This is a genomic window from Saccharothrix sp. HUAS TT1, assembly GCF_040744945.1.
Classification (GTDB): Bacteria; Actinomycetota; Actinomycetes; order Mycobacteriales; family Pseudonocardiaceae; genus Actinosynnema.
Map to the genome: position 1 here is coordinate 7,314,649 of NZ_CP160453.1, position 17,372 is coordinate 7,332,020.

At 72.9% G+C, this 17,372-nt stretch carries 9 protein-coding genes; 3 read left to right on the top strand and 6 right to left on the bottom strand.

Translation table 11 applies throughout. The features are described from left to right. Positions 1-17: 17 nt before the first annotated feature. Genes AB0F89_RS32080 through AB0F89_RS32105 form a run of 6 tightly spaced genes read right to left on the bottom strand, consistent with a single transcriptional unit; the run spans position 18 to position 9,506 of the window. Positions 18-992, bottom strand: a complete 975-nt coding sequence (locus AB0F89_RS32080; protein WP_367129392.1) for an ABC transporter permease — start codon at positions 990-992, stop codon at positions 18-20. Further along, entirely contained in the window at positions 989-1,987 is a 999-nt protein-coding gene (locus tag AB0F89_RS32085; protein WP_367139073.1) for an ABC transporter permease, read from the bottom strand. The genes AB0F89_RS32080 and AB0F89_RS32085 overlap by 4 nt, the downstream gene beginning before the upstream one ends. A gap of 5 nt (positions 1,988-1,992) precedes the next feature. After that, complete coding sequence (locus AB0F89_RS32090) at positions 1,993-3,471, bottom strand: sugar ABC transporter ATP-binding protein (RefSeq protein WP_367129393.1); 1,479 nt, start codon at positions 3,469-3,471, stop codon at positions 1,993-1,995. Between the two features lie 49 nt (positions 3,472-3,520). After that, entirely contained in the window at positions 3,521-4,888 is a 1,368-nt protein-coding gene (locus AB0F89_RS32095; RefSeq protein ID WP_367129394.1) for an RICIN domain-containing protein, read from the bottom strand. A 17-nt stretch (positions 4,889-4,905) separates the two neighbouring features. After that, positions 4,906-6,603, bottom strand: a complete 1,698-nt coding sequence (locus tag AB0F89_RS32100) for a ThuA domain-containing protein (protein WP_367129395.1) — start codon at positions 6,601-6,603, stop codon at positions 4,906-4,908. A 23-nt stretch (positions 6,604-6,626) separates the two neighbouring features. Beyond that, on the bottom strand, positions 6,627-9,506 hold the full coding sequence (locus tag AB0F89_RS32105) for a PQQ-dependent sugar dehydrogenase (RefSeq protein ID WP_367129396.1): 2,880 nt from the start codon (positions 9,504-9,506) through the stop codon (positions 6,627-6,629). 351 nt (positions 9,507-9,857) lie between these two features. On the opposite strand from AB0F89_RS32105, the gene AB0F89_RS32110 reads away from it, so the two are divergent. From AB0F89_RS32110 to AB0F89_RS32120, 3 genes are all read left to right on the top strand, one after another. Then, positions 9,858-12,716: a glycoside hydrolase N-terminal domain-containing protein gene (locus tag AB0F89_RS32110; protein ID WP_367129397.1), complete on the top strand. Its 2,859-nt coding sequence runs from the start codon at positions 9,858-9,860 to the stop codon at positions 12,714-12,716. Between the two features lie 183 nt (positions 12,717-12,899). After that, a complete protein-coding gene (locus AB0F89_RS32115) occupies positions 12,900-13,685 on the top strand; it encodes a FadR/GntR family transcriptional regulator (protein WP_367129398.1) in 786 nt (261 codons plus the stop codon). Between the two features lie 211 nt (positions 13,686-13,896). Next, positions 13,897-17,367: a ThuA domain-containing protein gene (locus AB0F89_RS32120; RefSeq protein WP_367129399.1), complete on the top strand. Its 3,471-nt coding sequence runs from the start codon at positions 13,897-13,899 to the stop codon at positions 17,365-17,367. The last annotated feature ends 5 nt before the right edge of the window (positions 17,368-17,372 follow it).

Consider the following 17,372-nt stretch of genomic DNA (forward strand, 5'->3'; position numbering starts at 1 on the left):
GTGCTGCTCCTCGGTGTTCAGGGGACGGCCGGTTCGCGGGGGCGGAGCACCCGCCGCGAGCGGGCGGCGTAGGCGACCGCGGCGATGATGATCAGGCCCTGCACGGCGGATTCGAGCGCGCCCGCGACGCCGAGCAGGTTCAACAGCGAGAACAGGGCTTCCAGCGACAGCGCACCGGCGGCCGCGGCCACCACCGAGCCCCGACCGCCGCCGAGCAGGACGCCGCCGAGCACGACCGCGGTGATGGCCCGGAACTCCAGGCCCGCGCCGACCTGCGCGGACACCCCGGCGAACCCGGCGAGCAGGATGGCGGCGACGGCGGCCAGCAGGCCCGAGAGCACGAACGCCAGCACCCGCAACCGGTCCACCCGGCCGCCCGCCAGCCGGACGGCCGTGTCGTTGTCGCCCACCGCGAGCAGCGTGCGCCCGGCGCGACCGCGCATGAACAGCACCGCGAGGACCAGCACGACCAGCAGGACGACCACCGACCACGGCGCCCGGCCCAGGACCGGCACGTCGAACCCGTCCCGGCCGAACGCCCGGAACGACGGCGACAGGGCGCCGCGCGGCGCGCCGCCGGTCCACAGGAACACCGCGCCGTCCAGCACCAGCAGCATCCCGAGCGTCACGATGAACGACGGCACCAGCAGCTTCGTCGTGATCAGGCCGTTGACGAGGCCGACCAGGACGCCGCAGCCGAGCAGCAGCGCGATCACCCACCCGGTGTTCGCGTCGTCCCCGGCGACCAGCCGCGCGGCGACCACCACCTCCGCGGTCACCAGCGAGCCCACGGACAGGTCGAACCCGCCGGACACCACCACGAAGTACTGGCCGATCGCCAGGACCACCAGCGGCGCGGCGCGCTTGAGCAGCGCGAGGTAGCCGGCCGGCTCGGTGTACGCGGGGCCGGTGCAGGCCAGCGCGACCAGCAGGACCGCCAGCACGGCCAGCACCGGCGCGGTCCCGTCGGCCAGGCGGGGTCGCCACGTCACGCCGACCTCCGGAGCGGCCTGCGGCGGGCGTACAGCGCCACCGCGACGACGAGCACGACCCCGCGGACCACGTCCTTGAAGAACGGGTCGACCGCGAGGTCGTCGAACACGGTGTCCAGGGTCGCGAGGACGAGCACGCCGCCCACCGTGCCGGCGACACCGCCGCGGCCACCGGCGAGAGCCGTCCCGCCGAGCACCACGGCCGCGATGGACTCCAGGTCGTACCCGGCGTCGACGCCGACGTGCGGCGCGCCGGAACCGAGCCTGGCGGCCAGGAACACGCCCGCGAGGCCCGCCGCGAGCGAGCACAGCACGTGCGCGGTGACGATCGTCCGGCCGGTCCGCACGCCGGACAGCCGCGCCACGTCGACGTCACCGCCGACCGCGTACATGTGGTAGCCGCCGCGGGTCCGCCGCAGGTACCACCACGCGCCCGCCGCGACGAGCAGCGCCAGCAGCGCCGCCACCGGGATCGGGCCGATCCGGGCGTACCCGAGCTGCTGGAACGAGCGCGGCACGCTGCCCGCCGGCCCGGTGTAGCCGTGCTCCAGGTACCCGCGCAGGACCAGCGCGACGCCGAGCGTGGCGATGAACGCGTTCACCCGCAGGCCCGTGATCACGAGCCCGTTGACGAGCCCGACGGCGGCGGCGACCGCCAGCGCGAGCAGCACGCCGGGCACCACCATCGCCCCGCTGCCCGCCATGGTCTCGGCCGCCACCAGCGAGCACAGCCCGACCAGGTGGGCGACGGACAGGTCGAGCGACCCGGTGACGACCACCAGCGACTGCCCGACCGCGACCAGGCCGAGCGCGGTGCCGCGGGTGAGGATGTTGAGGATGCCGCCCTGGTCGAGCAGCACACCGCCGTCGAGCGCCACCAGGACACTGCCGACCACGAGCAGCGCGGCCAGCGCGGCGTACACGGTCACGACGGGGCTCGGCGCGGATCGGCGAGCCCGCACGGCGACCGCGTCCCGCGTGGCGCTGTCCGGCACGGCGCTCACGCCGCCCCACCGGCCCCGCGCCCGGTGGCCAGCCTCATCACGGCCTCCTCCGAGGCGCCCGCGGGCAGCTCGCCGACCACGGTCCCCTCGCGCACCACGAGGACCCGGTCGCTCAAGCCGATCAGCTCGGGCAGCTCCGACGAGATCAGGAGGACGGCGACCCCGCTGCCCGCGAGGTCGCGCAGCAGCCGGTGGACGGTGTGCTTCGCGCCCACGTCGACGCCGCGCGTCGGCTCGTCGACCACCAGCACCCGCGGCTCGACCGCGAGCCACTTGGCGAGCACCACCTTCTGCTGGTTGCCGCCCGACAGGTGGCGCACCTCCCGGCGCAGCCCCCGGGTGGTCGCGGTGACCGCCCGGAGCAGGTCGGCGAGGTCCGCCGAGCGCCGCGCCGCCGCGCCCCGCAACGCCGCCCGCCGCACCAGCAGGACGTTGTCCGCCACCGACTGCCGCAGGGCCAGCCCCTCGCCCTTGCGGTCCTCGGTGACGTGGCCGATGCCCGCGCGGACCGCGGCGCGCGGCCGGTCGACGCGGGTCGGCACGCCGTCCACCGCCAGGGACCCCGCGGTGAACGGCTCGGCGCCGCAGATCGCCCGCGCCGTCGCGGACCTGCCCGAACCCTGCAACCCGGCCAGGCCGACGACCTCACCGGCGTGGACGTCGAAGGTCAGGTCGCGCACCCGGTCGTTGCCCGCGCCGCGCAGCGCCAGCCGGACCTCGCCCCGCCGGCCGCCGCGCTCGGGGTACCACGACCCGAGCGGTCGGCCGACCATGAGCCGCACCACCTCGTCGGGGGTGACGTCGCCGGTGGCCGCGGTCGCCACGAAGGCGCCGTCCTTCAGCACCGTGATCCGCTCGCCGAGGTCGAACACCTCCCGCATCCGGTGCGAGACGTAGAGGATCGCCACGCCCCGGTCGCGCAGCCGCCGCACCAGCCGGTACAGCAGTTCGACCTCGTGGTCGGCCAGCGCGGCGGTCGGCTCGTCCATGGCGAGCACCCCGGCGTCGGCGGACAGCGCCTTGACGACCTCCACCACCTGCCGCTGCGCGACCGGCAGCCGCGCGACGGTGGTCGCCGGGTCGACGTCGCGCACCCCCAGCTCGTCGAGCAGCCGCCGGGCGCCGGCTTCCATCGCCCGGCGGTCGACCCGGCCGCGGCGCACGGGTTCCCGGCCGAGGAACACGTTCTCGGCCACCGAGCGGTGTTCGAGGAGGGCGAGCTCCTGGTGGATGATCGCGATCCCGGCCGCCCGGGCGTCGCGCGGCGAGCCGAAGGACACCTCCGACCCGCCGAGCAGGACGCGCCCGGAGTCCGGCCGGTGGACGCCCGCGAGCACCTTCAGCAGCGTCGACTTGCCCGCGCCGTTCTCGCCCACCAGCGCGTGGACCTCGCCCGCCCGCAGGTCGAGGTCCACGCCGCGCAGCGCGGTGACGCCGAGGAAGCTCTTGGTGATGCCCTCCAGCCGCACGTCCACGCGTGAACCTCCATCGGATCTCCTGCGGGCGGGATCGGACCCCGGTCGGTCAGAACTGCGCGATGAACCGCCACGCCTCGCCCTTGGTCCAGGTCCGCACGCCGCTCTCGGCGTAGGTCCCGTCGACCGGACCGGGCATGTGGCCGTTGTCGAACGCCGCCCACTGCACCGGGTAGCCCGCGCGGCACGAGTACGCCGTGGTCACGTGGGTCATGCTGCCCGCGCCCGGCTCGCGCGGGCTCTGCGGCGCGCAGCCGTTGTTGGCGACGAACCGGTCCCTCAGCTGACGCCCCATGGAGATGTTGAGCACGTTGTCCGAGATGCCGTGCAGGCCGAAGTAGGCGATCGGCTGGCTGCCGCCGCTGCACCCGCTCAGCTGGGCGCCGGCGTAGACCACCACCGCCCGGAACACGGTCGCCCTGGCGCACGCGAGCGCGTAGCTCATGCCGCCGCCGTAGCTGAAGCCCATCGCGAAGCGCAGCTTCGGGTCGACGCAGAGGTCGCCCTCGATCCGCCTGATCATGTCGTCGGTGAACGTGACGTCCTCGCCGCCCGAGTTCGCCCACCCGTTGCCCAGGCCCTGGGGCGCGACCAGGATCGCGCTGTTGTTCGACTGCTCCTGCATCCCGTAGTAGGACCACGCGGTCCCGCTGGTCCCGCCGGAGGAGACGTCGTTCATGGTGCCGCCGCGCCAGTGGAACCCGAAGATCAACCGGTAGGGGCGGGTGTTGTCGTAGCCGTCGGGCACCCGCAGGACGAAGCTGCGGCTCTTGCCGCCGCTCTGGATGGTGTGCGTGCCGCTGCGCAGCGTCGGCGCCTTGCCGCACCCGCTCCCGCCGGGGTCGCCGCCGCCCGACACCTTGGTCAGCAGCCACTGCTGGTTGGCGCCGCCGTGGTCGGAGTACTGGACGACGTTGCCGTTGTCCGCGGTGGACGCGCCCTGCACCTCGACCGCTTTGTTGCTGTGCCGGGCGATCAGCCGCACGTGGCCGCCGTCCGAGTCGGCCGCCCGGAACTGCTGGTTGGTCCCGCCGTGGTCGGCCCACTGCTGGATCGCGGCGCCGTCGGCGGTCGACGAGCCGGGCACGTCGAGCACCTTGCCGGAGTGCCGGGACTTGAGCCGGTAGTAGCCGCCGCCGGAGTCCAGGAACTGCCACTGCTGGTTGGCGCCGTCGTTGCGGGTCCACTGGGTGATGCGCGCGCCGTCGTTCGTGGCGGAGTTGTAGAGGTCCAACGCCTTGCCGCTGTTGCGGTTCACCAGCACGTACCACGCGCTCGTGTCGATCGTCGCCGCCGCTGCCGGCGTCGCGGCGACCGCGGTGAGCGCGCCGGCCGCGAGGACCACCGCCGCCGCGGCGGCCGTCACCGGCCGTCGGCGCGTGTGTGGGGAGGCGGTCGCCTCACCGCTGATCTTCATCCGGGCTCTCCTTCGGTTCAGGGCAGGGTCCAGCGCTGGTTGGCGCCGCCGTGGCAGCTCCAGACGATCAACTGGGTGCCGTCCGCGGCACTGCCGCCGTTGGCGTCCAGGCACTTGCCCGACTGCGGGTTCACCAGCGAGCCGTTGGCCCCGGCGGTCCAGTTCTGCGCGCCGCCGCCGGTGCAGGTCCACAACCGGACCGCGCTGCCGTTGGCCGTGCCGGCCACGTCCAGGCACTTGCCCAGCGACCGCAGGGTGGAGCCGTCGGCCGTCCAGCGCTGGTTCGCACCGCTGTTGCAGGTCCACAGCTGGACCTTCGCGCCGTCCGCGGCGCTGCCGCCGGCGACGTCGACGCACTTGCCGGACGCGCCGACGACCGGCCCGGTGCGCGGGGTCGTCCCGCCCAGCTCCTTGATCCGGACGTTGCGGAACGACACGTCGTCGCCCGCGCCGTGGTTCTGGAGGCCGACGTGCCCGGACGCCAGCGACCGGGCCGGGTCGGTGTTGGTGAAGTCGTTGATCGCCATGCCGTTGAGGAACACCCGCAGCCGCTCGCCCTCGACCAGCAGCTCGAAGGTGTTCCACTCGCCGGGCGGGTTGAGCGCGGCGTCGCGGGCGGCCTGGTCGGCGCCCTTGAACCCGTAGATGGCGCCGGTGGTCCGGTCCGCGGTGTCGGTGGCGTCGATCTGGACCTCGTAGCCGTTGGCCATCGCCGAGTTCGGGTCCGCGCTGGGTGGGAAGCCCACGAACACCCCGGAGTTGTCGTCGCCGGCCAGCCGCCAGTCCAGCTTGAGCGAGTACGAGCGCTGCTCGCGCGCGCTGTGCCAGAGCAGGCCCTGGCCGCCGAACGAGGTCAGCGTGCCGTCGCTGTCGGTGAACCCGCCCGGACCGGCCTGCGACCACCCGGCGGTGGAGCCGTTGTACAGCGCGGTGTAGCCGTTCTCCGGCCGGCAGTCGGCCCTGGTCCGGCCGGCCGCGTAGCGGATGCCGCCGAGGAGCATCGCGCGGAAGCCGGCCTCGGCGTAGCTGGACCGGGTGTGGCCGCTGCCGGTGTAGAAGGAGCGCCCGCCTCCCATGGTCTTGCACCAGGTGTGCGGGTGGTCGGCGCCCATCGAGCCGCCGCTGTAGGTCGACTCGTCCAGCGTGGCCAGGACCCTGGCGCCGGACCGGACGTCGCCGCGGAAGTTGTACCACTCATCGGTCCGGGTCCACGCCGGGGCGAGGTGCGCGGTGGCCGCGTGCGCCCGGTTCTCCACCCGGACGGTCGCCTGCTGGATGGCGGGGTGCGAGGTGAAGTAGGCGCCGACCAGCTCGCCGTAGAACGGCCAGTCGTGCTCGGTGTCGGTGGCCGAGTGGACGCCGACGTACCCGCCGCCGCCCCGGACGTAGGACTCGAACGCGGTCTGCTGGGTCGCGTTGAGCACGTCCCCGGTCGTGTTGAGGAACACCACGGCCTCGTACCGCGCGAGGTTGGCGGTGGTGAACTGGGTCGAGTCCTCGGTGGCGGTCACGGTGAAGCTGTTGGCCGCGCCCAGGTCCCGGACGAGCTGGACGCCCTCCGGGATCGCGTCGTGGCGGAAGCCCGCGGTCTTGGAGAACACCAGCACGTCGTAGGGCGCGTCGGCCGCGACGGCCGGCGGACCGGAGGTGAGCGCGACGGCGGTGATGGCGGCCGAGGCCACGCCGATCGCTCGTCGGGTGAAGGGGCGTTTCATCGCTGACCGTCCTCGCGTGCTCGTCAGGGCAGGGTCCACCGCTGGTTGGCGCCGCCGTGGCAGCTCCAGACGATCAACTGGGTGCCGTCCGCGGAGCTGCCGCCGTTGGCGTCCAGGCACTTGCCGGACTGGGCGTTGACCAGGGAGCCGTTGGTCCCGGCGGTCCAGTTCTGCGCGCCGCCGCCGGTGCAGGTCCACAACCGGACCACGCTGCCGTCGGCGGAACCGGCCGCGTCCAGGCACTTGTCCAGCGCGCGCAGGGTGGAGCCGCTGAACGTCCAGCGCTGGTTCGCGCCGCTGTTGCACGTCCACAGCTGCACCTTCGCGCCGTCGGCCGTGCTGCCGGCGTTGACGTCCACGCACTTGCCCGCGGCGCCGACGATCGGCCCGGTCCGGACGCCCGAGGACGTGCCGAACGTGTAGGCGTCGACGTCGAAGAGGGTGCCGGAGCCGCCCGCGAACGTCAGGTACAGCGTCACGGTCCCGGCGGGCGGGGTGGCCAGGGCGGTGGACACGTCGGTGAACGTCTCCCACCCGCCGGTCACCGGCACGGTCACCGTGCCCAGCACCGGGCCCGTCGGCGAGCCGGTCCGCACCGACAGCGTGCCGCCCGAGCCGGCGGACGACACCCGCGCGGTGAACCTCGTGGCCCCGGCGAGCGCGTACGGCTCGAACGCGATCCAGTCGCCGTTCTGGATGTCGCCGACGGTCCGCCCGCCCTCGGCGGCGGCCTTGTCGTAGAGCCCGGTGCCGGACTGCGCCGAGAAGTGCTCGGCCTGGCGGTGCCGCAGCTGCAGCACGTGCTGGGTGTGCGTGGTCACCGGCGGCTGGCCGTTCGCCCCCAGGTCGGTGTACTCGGCGTCGAACACCGCGAACAGGTTCGCCGCCGTGTCGTGCTCGCCGTCGACCGGGATCTGCAACGTCCCCGAGCAGCCGGTCCGGGTGGTGATCGGGTGCCCGTGGCTGTCGTGGCCGAGCACGTAGCTGAGCTTCACCCGGGCGCAGTCGATCGCGCCGTCCTCCGCGTCCGACGCCGTGATCGTGTACGGCACGGCGTCGCCGAAGCTGAACAGGGCGCCGTTGGCCGGCGAGTCCAGCTTGACCGTCGGCGCGGTGTTCCCGACCGAGATCGCCACGGTGGCGGCCCCGGAGCGACCGCCGGTGTCGGTCACCGTGAGGGTCGCCGAGTACTGGCCGTTGGCGGTGTAGGTGTGGGTCGGGTTGGCCGCCGAGGACGTCGTGCCGTCGCCGAAGTTCCACGAGTAGGTCAGCGCGCCGCCCTCGGGGTCCGAGGAGCCCGCCGACGAGAAGGCGACCGCCAGCGGCGCGGCGCCGGACGTGCGGTCCGCGCCCGCCCGCGCGGTCGGCGCCCGGTTCCCGGCCGGGTTGTACTCGATGCGGTACAGCGCGGAGCTGGCGTCGCCGCTGCCCCAGCCGGTGCCGTAGTCCAGCACGTACAGCGCGCCGTCCGGGCCGAAGGCGGCGTCCATGATCTGCGTGCCGCGCCACGGGAAGTCGCTGATCTGCCCCGCCGACCCGTCGGCGTTGACGTCGACGGCCTTGATCCAGCGGCGGCCGAACTCGGTGGCGAACACGTGCCCGTCGAGCGAGGGCGGGAACTTGACCGAGGACGGGTTGGCCGCGTCGTACCGGTACACCGGCGCGGCCATGGGCGATTCCGAACCGCAGCCGAACGCGGCGAGGGAGCAGTTGTCGTACTTGATCCACGCCGACCGCGCGGCGGGCAGCGTGCCCAGGCCGGTGTTGCGCGGCGAGTTGTTGACCGGCGCGGCGCAGTTGAACCGGCTCCCGGACGGCCCGGAGGGGAACGCGTAGTCCACGTACGCCTCCGCCGTCGTGTTCGAGCCGACGCAGTAGGGCCAGCCGAAGTTGCCCGCCGAGGTGATCCGGTTGAACTCCACCAGGCCGGCCGGGCCGCGCGCGCTGCTGCTGGTGCCCGCGTCCGGCCCGTACTCGCCGAGGTAGATCGCGCCGGTCGGCTTGTCCACGTTGAAGCGGAACGGGTTGCGCAGCCCCATGGCGTAGATCTCGGGCCGGGTGCCCGCGGTGCCGGGCGGGAACAGGTTGCCCGCCGGGATCGAGTACGAGCCGTCGGCGTTGACCTTGATCCGCAACACCTTGCCGCGCAGGTCGTTCGCGTTGCCGGCACTGCGCTGCGCGTCGTAGGCGGGGTTGCGGTTGGTCCGCTCGTCGATCGGGGTGTAGCCGGCGGAGTCGAACGGGTTCGAGTCGTCGCCCGTCGACAGGTACAGGTTGCCCGCCGCGTCGAAGTCGATGTCGCCGCCGACGTGGCAGCACATGCCCCGGTCGGTCGCGACCTCCAGTACGGTCACCTGGCTGGCCGTGTTCAGCGTGTAGTCGGCGTTCAGGGTGAACCGGGACAGCCGGTTGACCCCCTTCCACGCCGAGAAGTCCGTTCCGGTGGCCGGCGCGTCGCCGCCCGGCGTGGACAGCGGCGGCGCGTGGAACAGGTAGATGAACCGGTTGGAGGCGAAGCCGGGGTCGACCCCGATGCCCTGCAGGCCCTCCTCGTCGTGCGTGTAGACCGGCACCGTGCCGATCACGCCGGTGACGCCCGCGGCCGTGGTGCGGCGGACCGTGCCGTTGCGGGAGGTGTGCAGCACCGAGCGGTCCGGCAGCACGGCGAGCGTCATCGGCTCGCCCATCTCGCCGACCCCGCGGGCCAGCTCGACCTGCTGGAAGTCGGCCGGGTCGACCGCGTGCGCGGCGGCCGGCGGCGAGGAGCCCACCACTGCGGCCACCACACCGGCGGCCACCAGGAGGGCCGCCGTCGACGCGGCGCGGAACCGGCCGATCGCGGAGTCCTGAGTGGAGCGTCGCCCGGTGGTGGTCCGCCCGATCGGAAAGGGGTTGCGTCGCATGGAGAAGTCTCCCTCGTCATCGTCGACGGGCGGACCTGGAAGTGCGCGGCGATCGGAGCCTGTCGGCACGGTAGCCACCGGCGGCGGCGAGCGTCAACGCTCAAAGTTGCTAAAGTTGTGAACGCTAACTAGAAACCGGACCGGCGGTTTTGCCTTTTGTGGTGCCGTTTCAGCCGTCGAATGGTGATTCGATGAGGTCAGGCCGTTGCTAAAGATGTTAGCGTTCACATTAGCTGTCCCCGACGATTGACGGTCAGGACCGCCGGTGGCTACGTTGCCCTGAGGCTCCGGTCGAGCGCGTTCGCGCAGGCTCCCGGCGCATCGGCCACCGTCCGCTCGGGAGGATTCGGCATGTCGGACTTGCCACGAAGGCGACTGATGAAGCTCGGCGCGGCCGGCGCCGGGGCCGCGCTGGCGCCGGGCGGGTGGACGGCGGCGGCCCGCCCCGGCTCGACCGCGCCACCGGAGGTGCGCGCGGCCGACGACCTGGCGCTGTGGTACGACGAGCCGGCCGGGAGCGACTGGCTCCGCGCGCTGCCGGTCGGCAACGGCCGCCTCGGCGCGATGGTCTTCGGCAACGTCGACACCGAGCGGTTGCAGCTCAACGAGGACACCGTCTGGGCGGGCGGCCCGCACGACTACACCAACACGCGCGGGGCGGGCGCCCTGGCGGAGATCAGGCGGCTGGTCTTCGCCGACCAGTGGGCGCAGGCGCAGTCCCTCATCGACCAGGCGATGCTCGGCAACCCCGCCGGCCAGCTGGCCTACCAGACCGTCGGCGACCTCAGGCTCGCCTTCCCCGCCCCCGGCGCGGTGTCGGACTACCAGCGCCGGCTCGACCTGACGACCGCCACGACCGTCACGACCTACGTGGCGAACGGCGTGCGGCACCGGCGCGAGGTGATCGCCAGCGCCGCCGACCAGGTGATCGCCGTGCGCCTGACGGCCGAGACGCCGGGCGCGGTCTCGTTCACGGCCTCCTTCAGCACACCGCAGCGCGCGACGGCGTCGAGCCCGGACGGCACGACGATCGGGCTGGACGGCCGGTCCGGCGACCAGCGGGGCATCGCGGGCGCGGTCCGGTTCCTCGTGCTGGCCAAGGCCGTCGCCACCGGTGGGAGCACCAGCAGCTCCGGCGGCGCGCTGCGGGTGTCCAACGCCGACAGCGTCACCCTGCTCATCTCGATCGGCACCAGCTACGTCGACTACCGCAACGTCGCCGGCGACTACCAGGGCATCGCCCGAGGCCGCCTCAGCGGCGCGCAGGGCACGGCGTACGACGTGCTGCGCAGCCGGCACGTCGCGGACTACCGGAGGCTGTTCGGGCGCGTCACCCTCGACCTCGGCCGGACAGCGGCGGCGGACCAGCCGACCGACGTCCGGATCGCCCGGCACGGCGCCGCGGCCGACCCGCAGTTCTCCGCCCTGCTGTTCCAGTACGGCCGGTACCTGCTGATCTCCTCGTCGCGGCCGGGCACCCAGCCGGCCAACCTCCAGGGCATCTGGAACGACCAGCTCGCCCCGTCGTGGGACTCCAAGTACACCCTCAACGCCAACCTGCCGATGAACTACTGGCCGGCCGACACGACCAACCTGGCCGAGTGCCACGAGCCGGTGTTCCGCATGATCGACGACCTCGCCGTGACCGGCGCCCGCACCGCGCGGGCCCAGTACGGCGCGGGCGGCTGGGTCACCCACCACAACACCGACGGGTGGCGGGGTTCCTCGGTGGTCGACGGCGCGTTCTGGGGCATGTGGCAGACCGGTGGCGCGTGGCTCGCCACCATGATCTGGGACCACTACCTGTTCACCGGCGACGTCGGGTTCCTGCGCTCCTACTACCCCGCGATGAAGGGCGCCGCCCAGTTCTTCCTGGACACCCTGGTGGTGGAGCCGAACCTGAAGTGGCTGGTGACCAACCCGTCGAACTCGCCGGAACTCGCCCACCACGCCAACGCGAGCGTGTGCGCCGGTCCCACGATGGACATGCAGGTCCTGCGCGACCTGTTCGAGGGCTGCGCCCGCGCCTCGGAGGTGCTGGACGTGGACGCCGACTTCCGGACGCGGGTGCGCGCGACGAGCCGGCAGCTGGCCCCGACGCGGATCGGGTCGCGCGGCAACGTCATGGAGTGGCTGCACGACTGGGTCGAGACCGAGCCGAACCACCGGCACGTCTCGCACCTGTACGGGCTGCACCCGAGCAACCAGATCACCAAGCGCGGGACGCCCCAGCTGTTCGAGGCCGCCCGCCGGACCCTCCAGCTGCGCGGTGACGCCGGCACCGGCTGGTCGCTGGCCTGGAAGATCAACTACTGGGCGCGGCTGGAGGAGGGCGGCCGGGCGCACGACCTCGTCCGCTCCCTGGTGACGCCGGACCGGCTCGCGCCGAACATGTTCGACCTGCACCCGCCGTTCCAGATCGACGGCAACTTCGGCGCCACGTCCGGCATCGCCGAGATGCTGCTGCACAGCCACAACGGCGAGCTGCACCTGCTGCCCGCGCTGCCGCCCGCCTGGCCGGCCGGGAGGGTGGACGGGCTGCGCGGCCGGGGTGGGCACACGGTCGGGGCCGCGTGGAGCGGTGGCTGGGCCACGGAGCTGTCCGTCACCCCGGACCGCGACGGCGTGGTGAAGGTCCGCAGCCGGGTGTTCACCGCGCCCTACGAGCTGCGCGACCTCACCGCGGGCGCCGTGGTGCAGCCGGAGCGGGTCGAGGCCGACCTGGTCCGGTTCACCGGGCAGGCGGGCCACACCTACCGCGTGACCTCGCAGGGACAGCCCCCGCTGGTCGAGCCGGGGGTGGACTACCACCTGGTGGCGCAGCACAGCGGCAAGCGGGCCGACGTCAACGGGGCGTCGACGGCGGTCGGGGCCGCCCTGGTCCAGTGGCCGGGCACCGGCGGCGCGAACCAGCGGTTCGAGTTCCTGCCCTCCGGCGACCACTACCGCGTGCGGGCCCGGCACAGCGGCCTGGTGCTCCAGGTCTCGGGGACCGGCACCGGGGTCGACATCACCCAGCAGCGTGACGCGGGGACGCCGAACCAGCTGTGGCGGCTGGTGGACCACGGCGGCGGCGTGGTGAGCCTGGTCAACCAGCAGAGCGGCCTCGCGATGGACGTGTGGTCCGCCTCCACCGCCGACGGCGCCCGCATCTCGCAGTGGACCGCCACCGGCAGCTCCAACCAGCGCTTCCAGCTCCAGCGCGCCTGACCGCCGCTGTCGCCCACGACCCCGAGGAGGTGCGCACCGACCACCGACCAACCGAATAACGCCGCCGATGAGTACGACACATCATCGGCGTCCCGCTCCTGCGGAGGTCCCGCTCGGATGTAAGCTGTCCGGACGGCGTCGACCGTCGCACTCCTCAGTCGACCCGGTGCGAAGGAGCGGGCGTTGACGGATGGGGCAGTGGCGCCGGGGACCGGGGCGGACGCGTCGGCCGGGCAGCCGGACACCGCCCAGCCGACCGGCCCGTACCGACCGGGCTACGAGCTGGTGGCCGAGCAGCTCCTCCAGCTGATCGCCGAGCTGGAGCTGCGGCCGGGCGACCGGATGCCGACCGAGAACGAGCTGGCCGCGCGGATGGGCACCAGCCGGACGGTGGTCCGGGAAGCCGTCAAGATCCTCTCCGCGATCGGGCGGGTGCGCGCGCACAAGGGCCGGGGGCTCTACGTGGCCGACGACGAGGGCATGCTCGGCTCCTCCCGCTGGGGCGGCTTCTTCCTGCCTACCGACCTCGACCACGTCTACATGCTCTTCGAGTTCCGCCGGGTCCAGGAGACCGCGGCCAGCAGGTTGGCCGCGACCCACGCCACCCCGGCCGAGCTGCGCGCCATCGGCGCCGCCGCCGAGACCTGCCGGGAGGGCCACCTGACCGGGCAGGTCGCGCTGTTCGACCGCGGCGACGACGACTTCCACCTGGCCGTCGCCGCGGCGTCCCACAACCAGTTCCTCGTCGCCGCCGTGCGCGAGGCCCGCCGCCTGCAGCGCCAGTCCAGCACCATCGGGCTGCTCGGCGCCATCGGGGGCCACGCGGCCGAGGCCGTCGAGGAGCACCTCGCGATCTACCAGGCGATCCGCGACGGCGACCCCGAGGCCGCCGCGCGGGCCGCCGGCCTCCACCTCGACAACACCCTGCAGGACTACCGCAGCGAGATCCAGCGCCGCCTCTTCGGCTGACCGCGACCGGTCCCGGGCACCGGCCACCGCTGGACCGGGCGCGCGGATGTGTGCTACAAATCACGACAACGATGCGATATGAGTATGACTCTCAGCTTCGGCCGGGAGGTGCGTCGCTCGCCGGTCTTCAGTGCCACGCCGGCTCTCCCACGTGAGCACACCGCCGCCGCGTAATCCGATCAGTCGCCTCAAGTGCCCCGGAGGAGTGGCCATGCGACACAGATTCGCGCGCCTGTTCTCGATCGCAGGTTGCGTGCTGGTGATGGTGGGCTTGGCCTCGCCGCCCGCGCCCGCGCACCCGGAAGGGTTCCACGTCCTGCTGTTCAGCAAGACCGCCGCCGGCGCCTACCGGCACGACTCGATCCCGGCCGGGATCGCGATGTTCGAGCAGCTGGCCGCCCAGAACGACTGGGAGCTGACCAGGAGCGAGGACTCGTCGGTCTTCAACGACGCCGCGCTCGCCACGTTCGACGTGGTCGTCATGCTCCAGACCTCCGGCATGGTGTGGGACACCGACGCGCAGCGCACGGCGGCGCAGAGGTACATGCGCGGCGGTGGCGGCTTCGTCGCGATCCACAACGCGACGGACATGAACATCGAGCAGCAGTTCCCGTGGTGGGACCAGGCGCTCGGCGCGACCATGACGGCGCACTCGGCCACCGTGTCCGGCACCGCCAAGGTCGCCGACCACGAGCACCCGTCCGGCGCGGCGCTGCCGGACCGGTGGACGCGCACCGAGGAGTGGTACAACTTCACCCGGTCGGTCCGCGGCAACGCGCACGTGCTGGTGACCGCCGACGAGACGACCTACGACCCCGGCTCCAGCCGGATGGGCCACGACCACCCGATCTCGTGGTGCCGCAACTTCGAGGGCGGTCGGCTGTGGGCCACCGCCATGGGCCACCAGGCGTCCAGCTACTCCGAGGCGCTGTTCCGCGAGCACGTCAAGGGCGGCGTCGAGTCGGCGGGCGGCAAGGTGCGGGCCGACTGCGGCCCCACCTCGTGGAGCAGCTTCGAGAAGGTGGCGCTGGACGACAACACCGTCGGACCGGCGGAGCTCGACGTCGCCGCGGACGGCCGCGTGTTCTACGCGGAGTACGGCGGCAGGGTGAAGGTCTACAAGCCGAGCACCCGCACCACCGTCACGGCGGCCACCCTGGCCGTCTACAGCGGCGGTGAGGACGGCCTGACCGGGCTCGCGCTCGACCCGAACTTCGCCACCACCAGGTGGATCTACCTCATGTACTCGCCCGCGGGCGGCAGCGAGGACATCGCCCGGGTCTCCCGGTTCACCGTGAACGGCGACGCGCTGGACCCGTCCAGCGAGCGGGTCCTGCTGAAGGTGCCGTCGTCGCGGCAGGCGCCCGAGCCCGGCCACACCGGCGGCTACCTCGCGTTCGGCCCGAACGGCAACCTCTACATCGGCACCGGCGACGACGTGCAGCCGCACCGCTCCGACGGCTACGCGCCGATCGACGAGCGGCCGGGCTGGGCGAGCAACGACGTCCAGGCGACCGCGGCCAACACCAACGACCTGCGGGGCAAGATCCTGCGCATCCACCCGGAGGCCGACGGGACCTACACCGTCCCGTCGGGCAACATGTTCGCGCCGGGCACCGCGAGGACGAAGCCCGAGATCTACGCGATGGGCTTCCGCAACCCGTTCCGGTTCTCGGTGCACCCGACCACGGGCGCGATCTACGCGGCCGACTACGGCCCGGACGCCGCCAACGACAACGCGAACCGCGGCCCCGGCGGCACCGTGGAGTGGAACGTGATCACCTCGCCCGGCTTCTACGGCTGGCCGTACTGCGTCGGCGACAACATCCCGTTCAACGACTACAACTTCGCCACCGGGCAGTCCGGCGCGAAGTTCGACTGCGACCGGCCGGTGAACAACTCGCCCAACAACACCGGCCTGACCCAGCTGCCCGCCGCGCGCAAGGCCGAGGTCTGGTACGGCAACGGCGCGAACGGCAGCAAGTTCCCCGAGCTGGGCAGCTCCGCGGGCGGCGAGGCGCCCGGCGCGTTCCCGATCTACCGGTACGACGAGAACAACCCGTCGCCGACCAAGTTCCCGGCCTACTTCGACCAGACGCCGTTCTTCGGCGAGTGGGCGCGCAACCGGATGTGGGAGTTCCGGCTCGGCCAGGACGGGAAGCTGTTGAAGATCAACGACTTCCTGTCCAACCTGAGCTTCAAGTCGCCCATGGACATGAAGTTCGGCCCGGACGGCTCGATGTACCTGCTCGAATGGGGCTCCGGTTACGGTCGGGACAACCCCGACTCCGGGCTCTACCGCATCGACTACCGCAGCGGCGACCGCAGCCCGGTGGCGACCGCGACGGCGACGCCCACCTCGGGCTCCTCGCCGCTGGCGGTGCGGTTCTCCAGCGCGGGCTCCCACGACCCGGAAGGCGGGCCGGTGGGCTACCGGTGGGAGTTCGGCGACGGCGGCACGTCCACCGAGGCCAACCCCTCGCACACCTACACCGCCAAGGGGCAGTTCAACGCCAAGCTGACCGTCACCGACGCGGGCGGGAAGTCCGGCGTGACCACCGTGGTCGTGACGTCCGGCAACACCGCGCCCACGGTCGCCCTGAGCATCCCGGACGGCGGCGTCTTCGGCTGGGGCGACACGATCCCGTACACGGTCGCGGTCACCGACCCGGAGGACGGCGCGATCGACTGCGCCAGGGTGAGCACCACGCCCGCGCTGGGGCACGACCAGCACGGGCACGACCTGTCGCCGATCCCCGGCTGCTCGGGCTCGTTCCGGGCCGAGACCGACACCGCGCACGCCGACCTGAACTCGTTCTGGGTGGCCGCGAGCAGGTACACCGACAACGGCACGACCGGCGTGCCCGCGCTGGAGGGCAGCCGGAAGGTCCTGCTGCAACCCAAGCGCAAGCAGGCCGAGCACTTCACCGGCTCCTCCGGCGTCCGGGTCGTGGCCCAGTCCGGGGCCGAGTCGGGCGGCCGGATCGGCGACATCGGCAACAACGACTGGGTGTCGTTCACCCCGTACCACTTCGGCGGTGTCGACCAGGTGTCCCTGCGGTTGTCCTCGCCGAGCGGCGGCGGGTCGGTCGAGCTGCGCGCCGGTTCGCCGACGGGCGCGTTGATCGCCACCGTCCCGGTCCCGAGCACCGGCGGCTGGGACAACTACGCGAGCACGCCCGCGGTCGGCATCACCGCTCCCAGTGGCACCACGGAGCTGTTCATGGTGTTCAAGACGGGTACGGCCAACTCCTACGACGTCGACTCGATGACGTTGGTCGGACCCGGGGTCGGCACGCCGGGCAGCGGTGGCTCGACCCGCATCGTCGGGGTCGGCGGCAAGTGCGTCGACGTCAACGGCAGCAGCACCGCCGACGGCGCCAAGGTCCAGCTGTGGACCTGCAACGGCGGCGCCAACCAGGCGTGGACGCGGTCCGGGCAGTCGCTGCGGGCCCTGGGCAAGTGCCTGAACGTCAACGGCGGCAGCACCGCGGACGGCGCACTGGCGCAGCTGTGGACCTGCAACGGCTCCGCCGCCCAGAGCTGGGCGGTCCAGTCGGACGGCACGATCCGCAACGGCTCCAAGTGCCTGGACGCCAACGGCGGCAGCTCCGCCGACGGCACCCAGCTGATCATCTGGACCTGCAACGGCGGCGCCAACCAGCGGTGGGCGCTGTCCTGACCGGT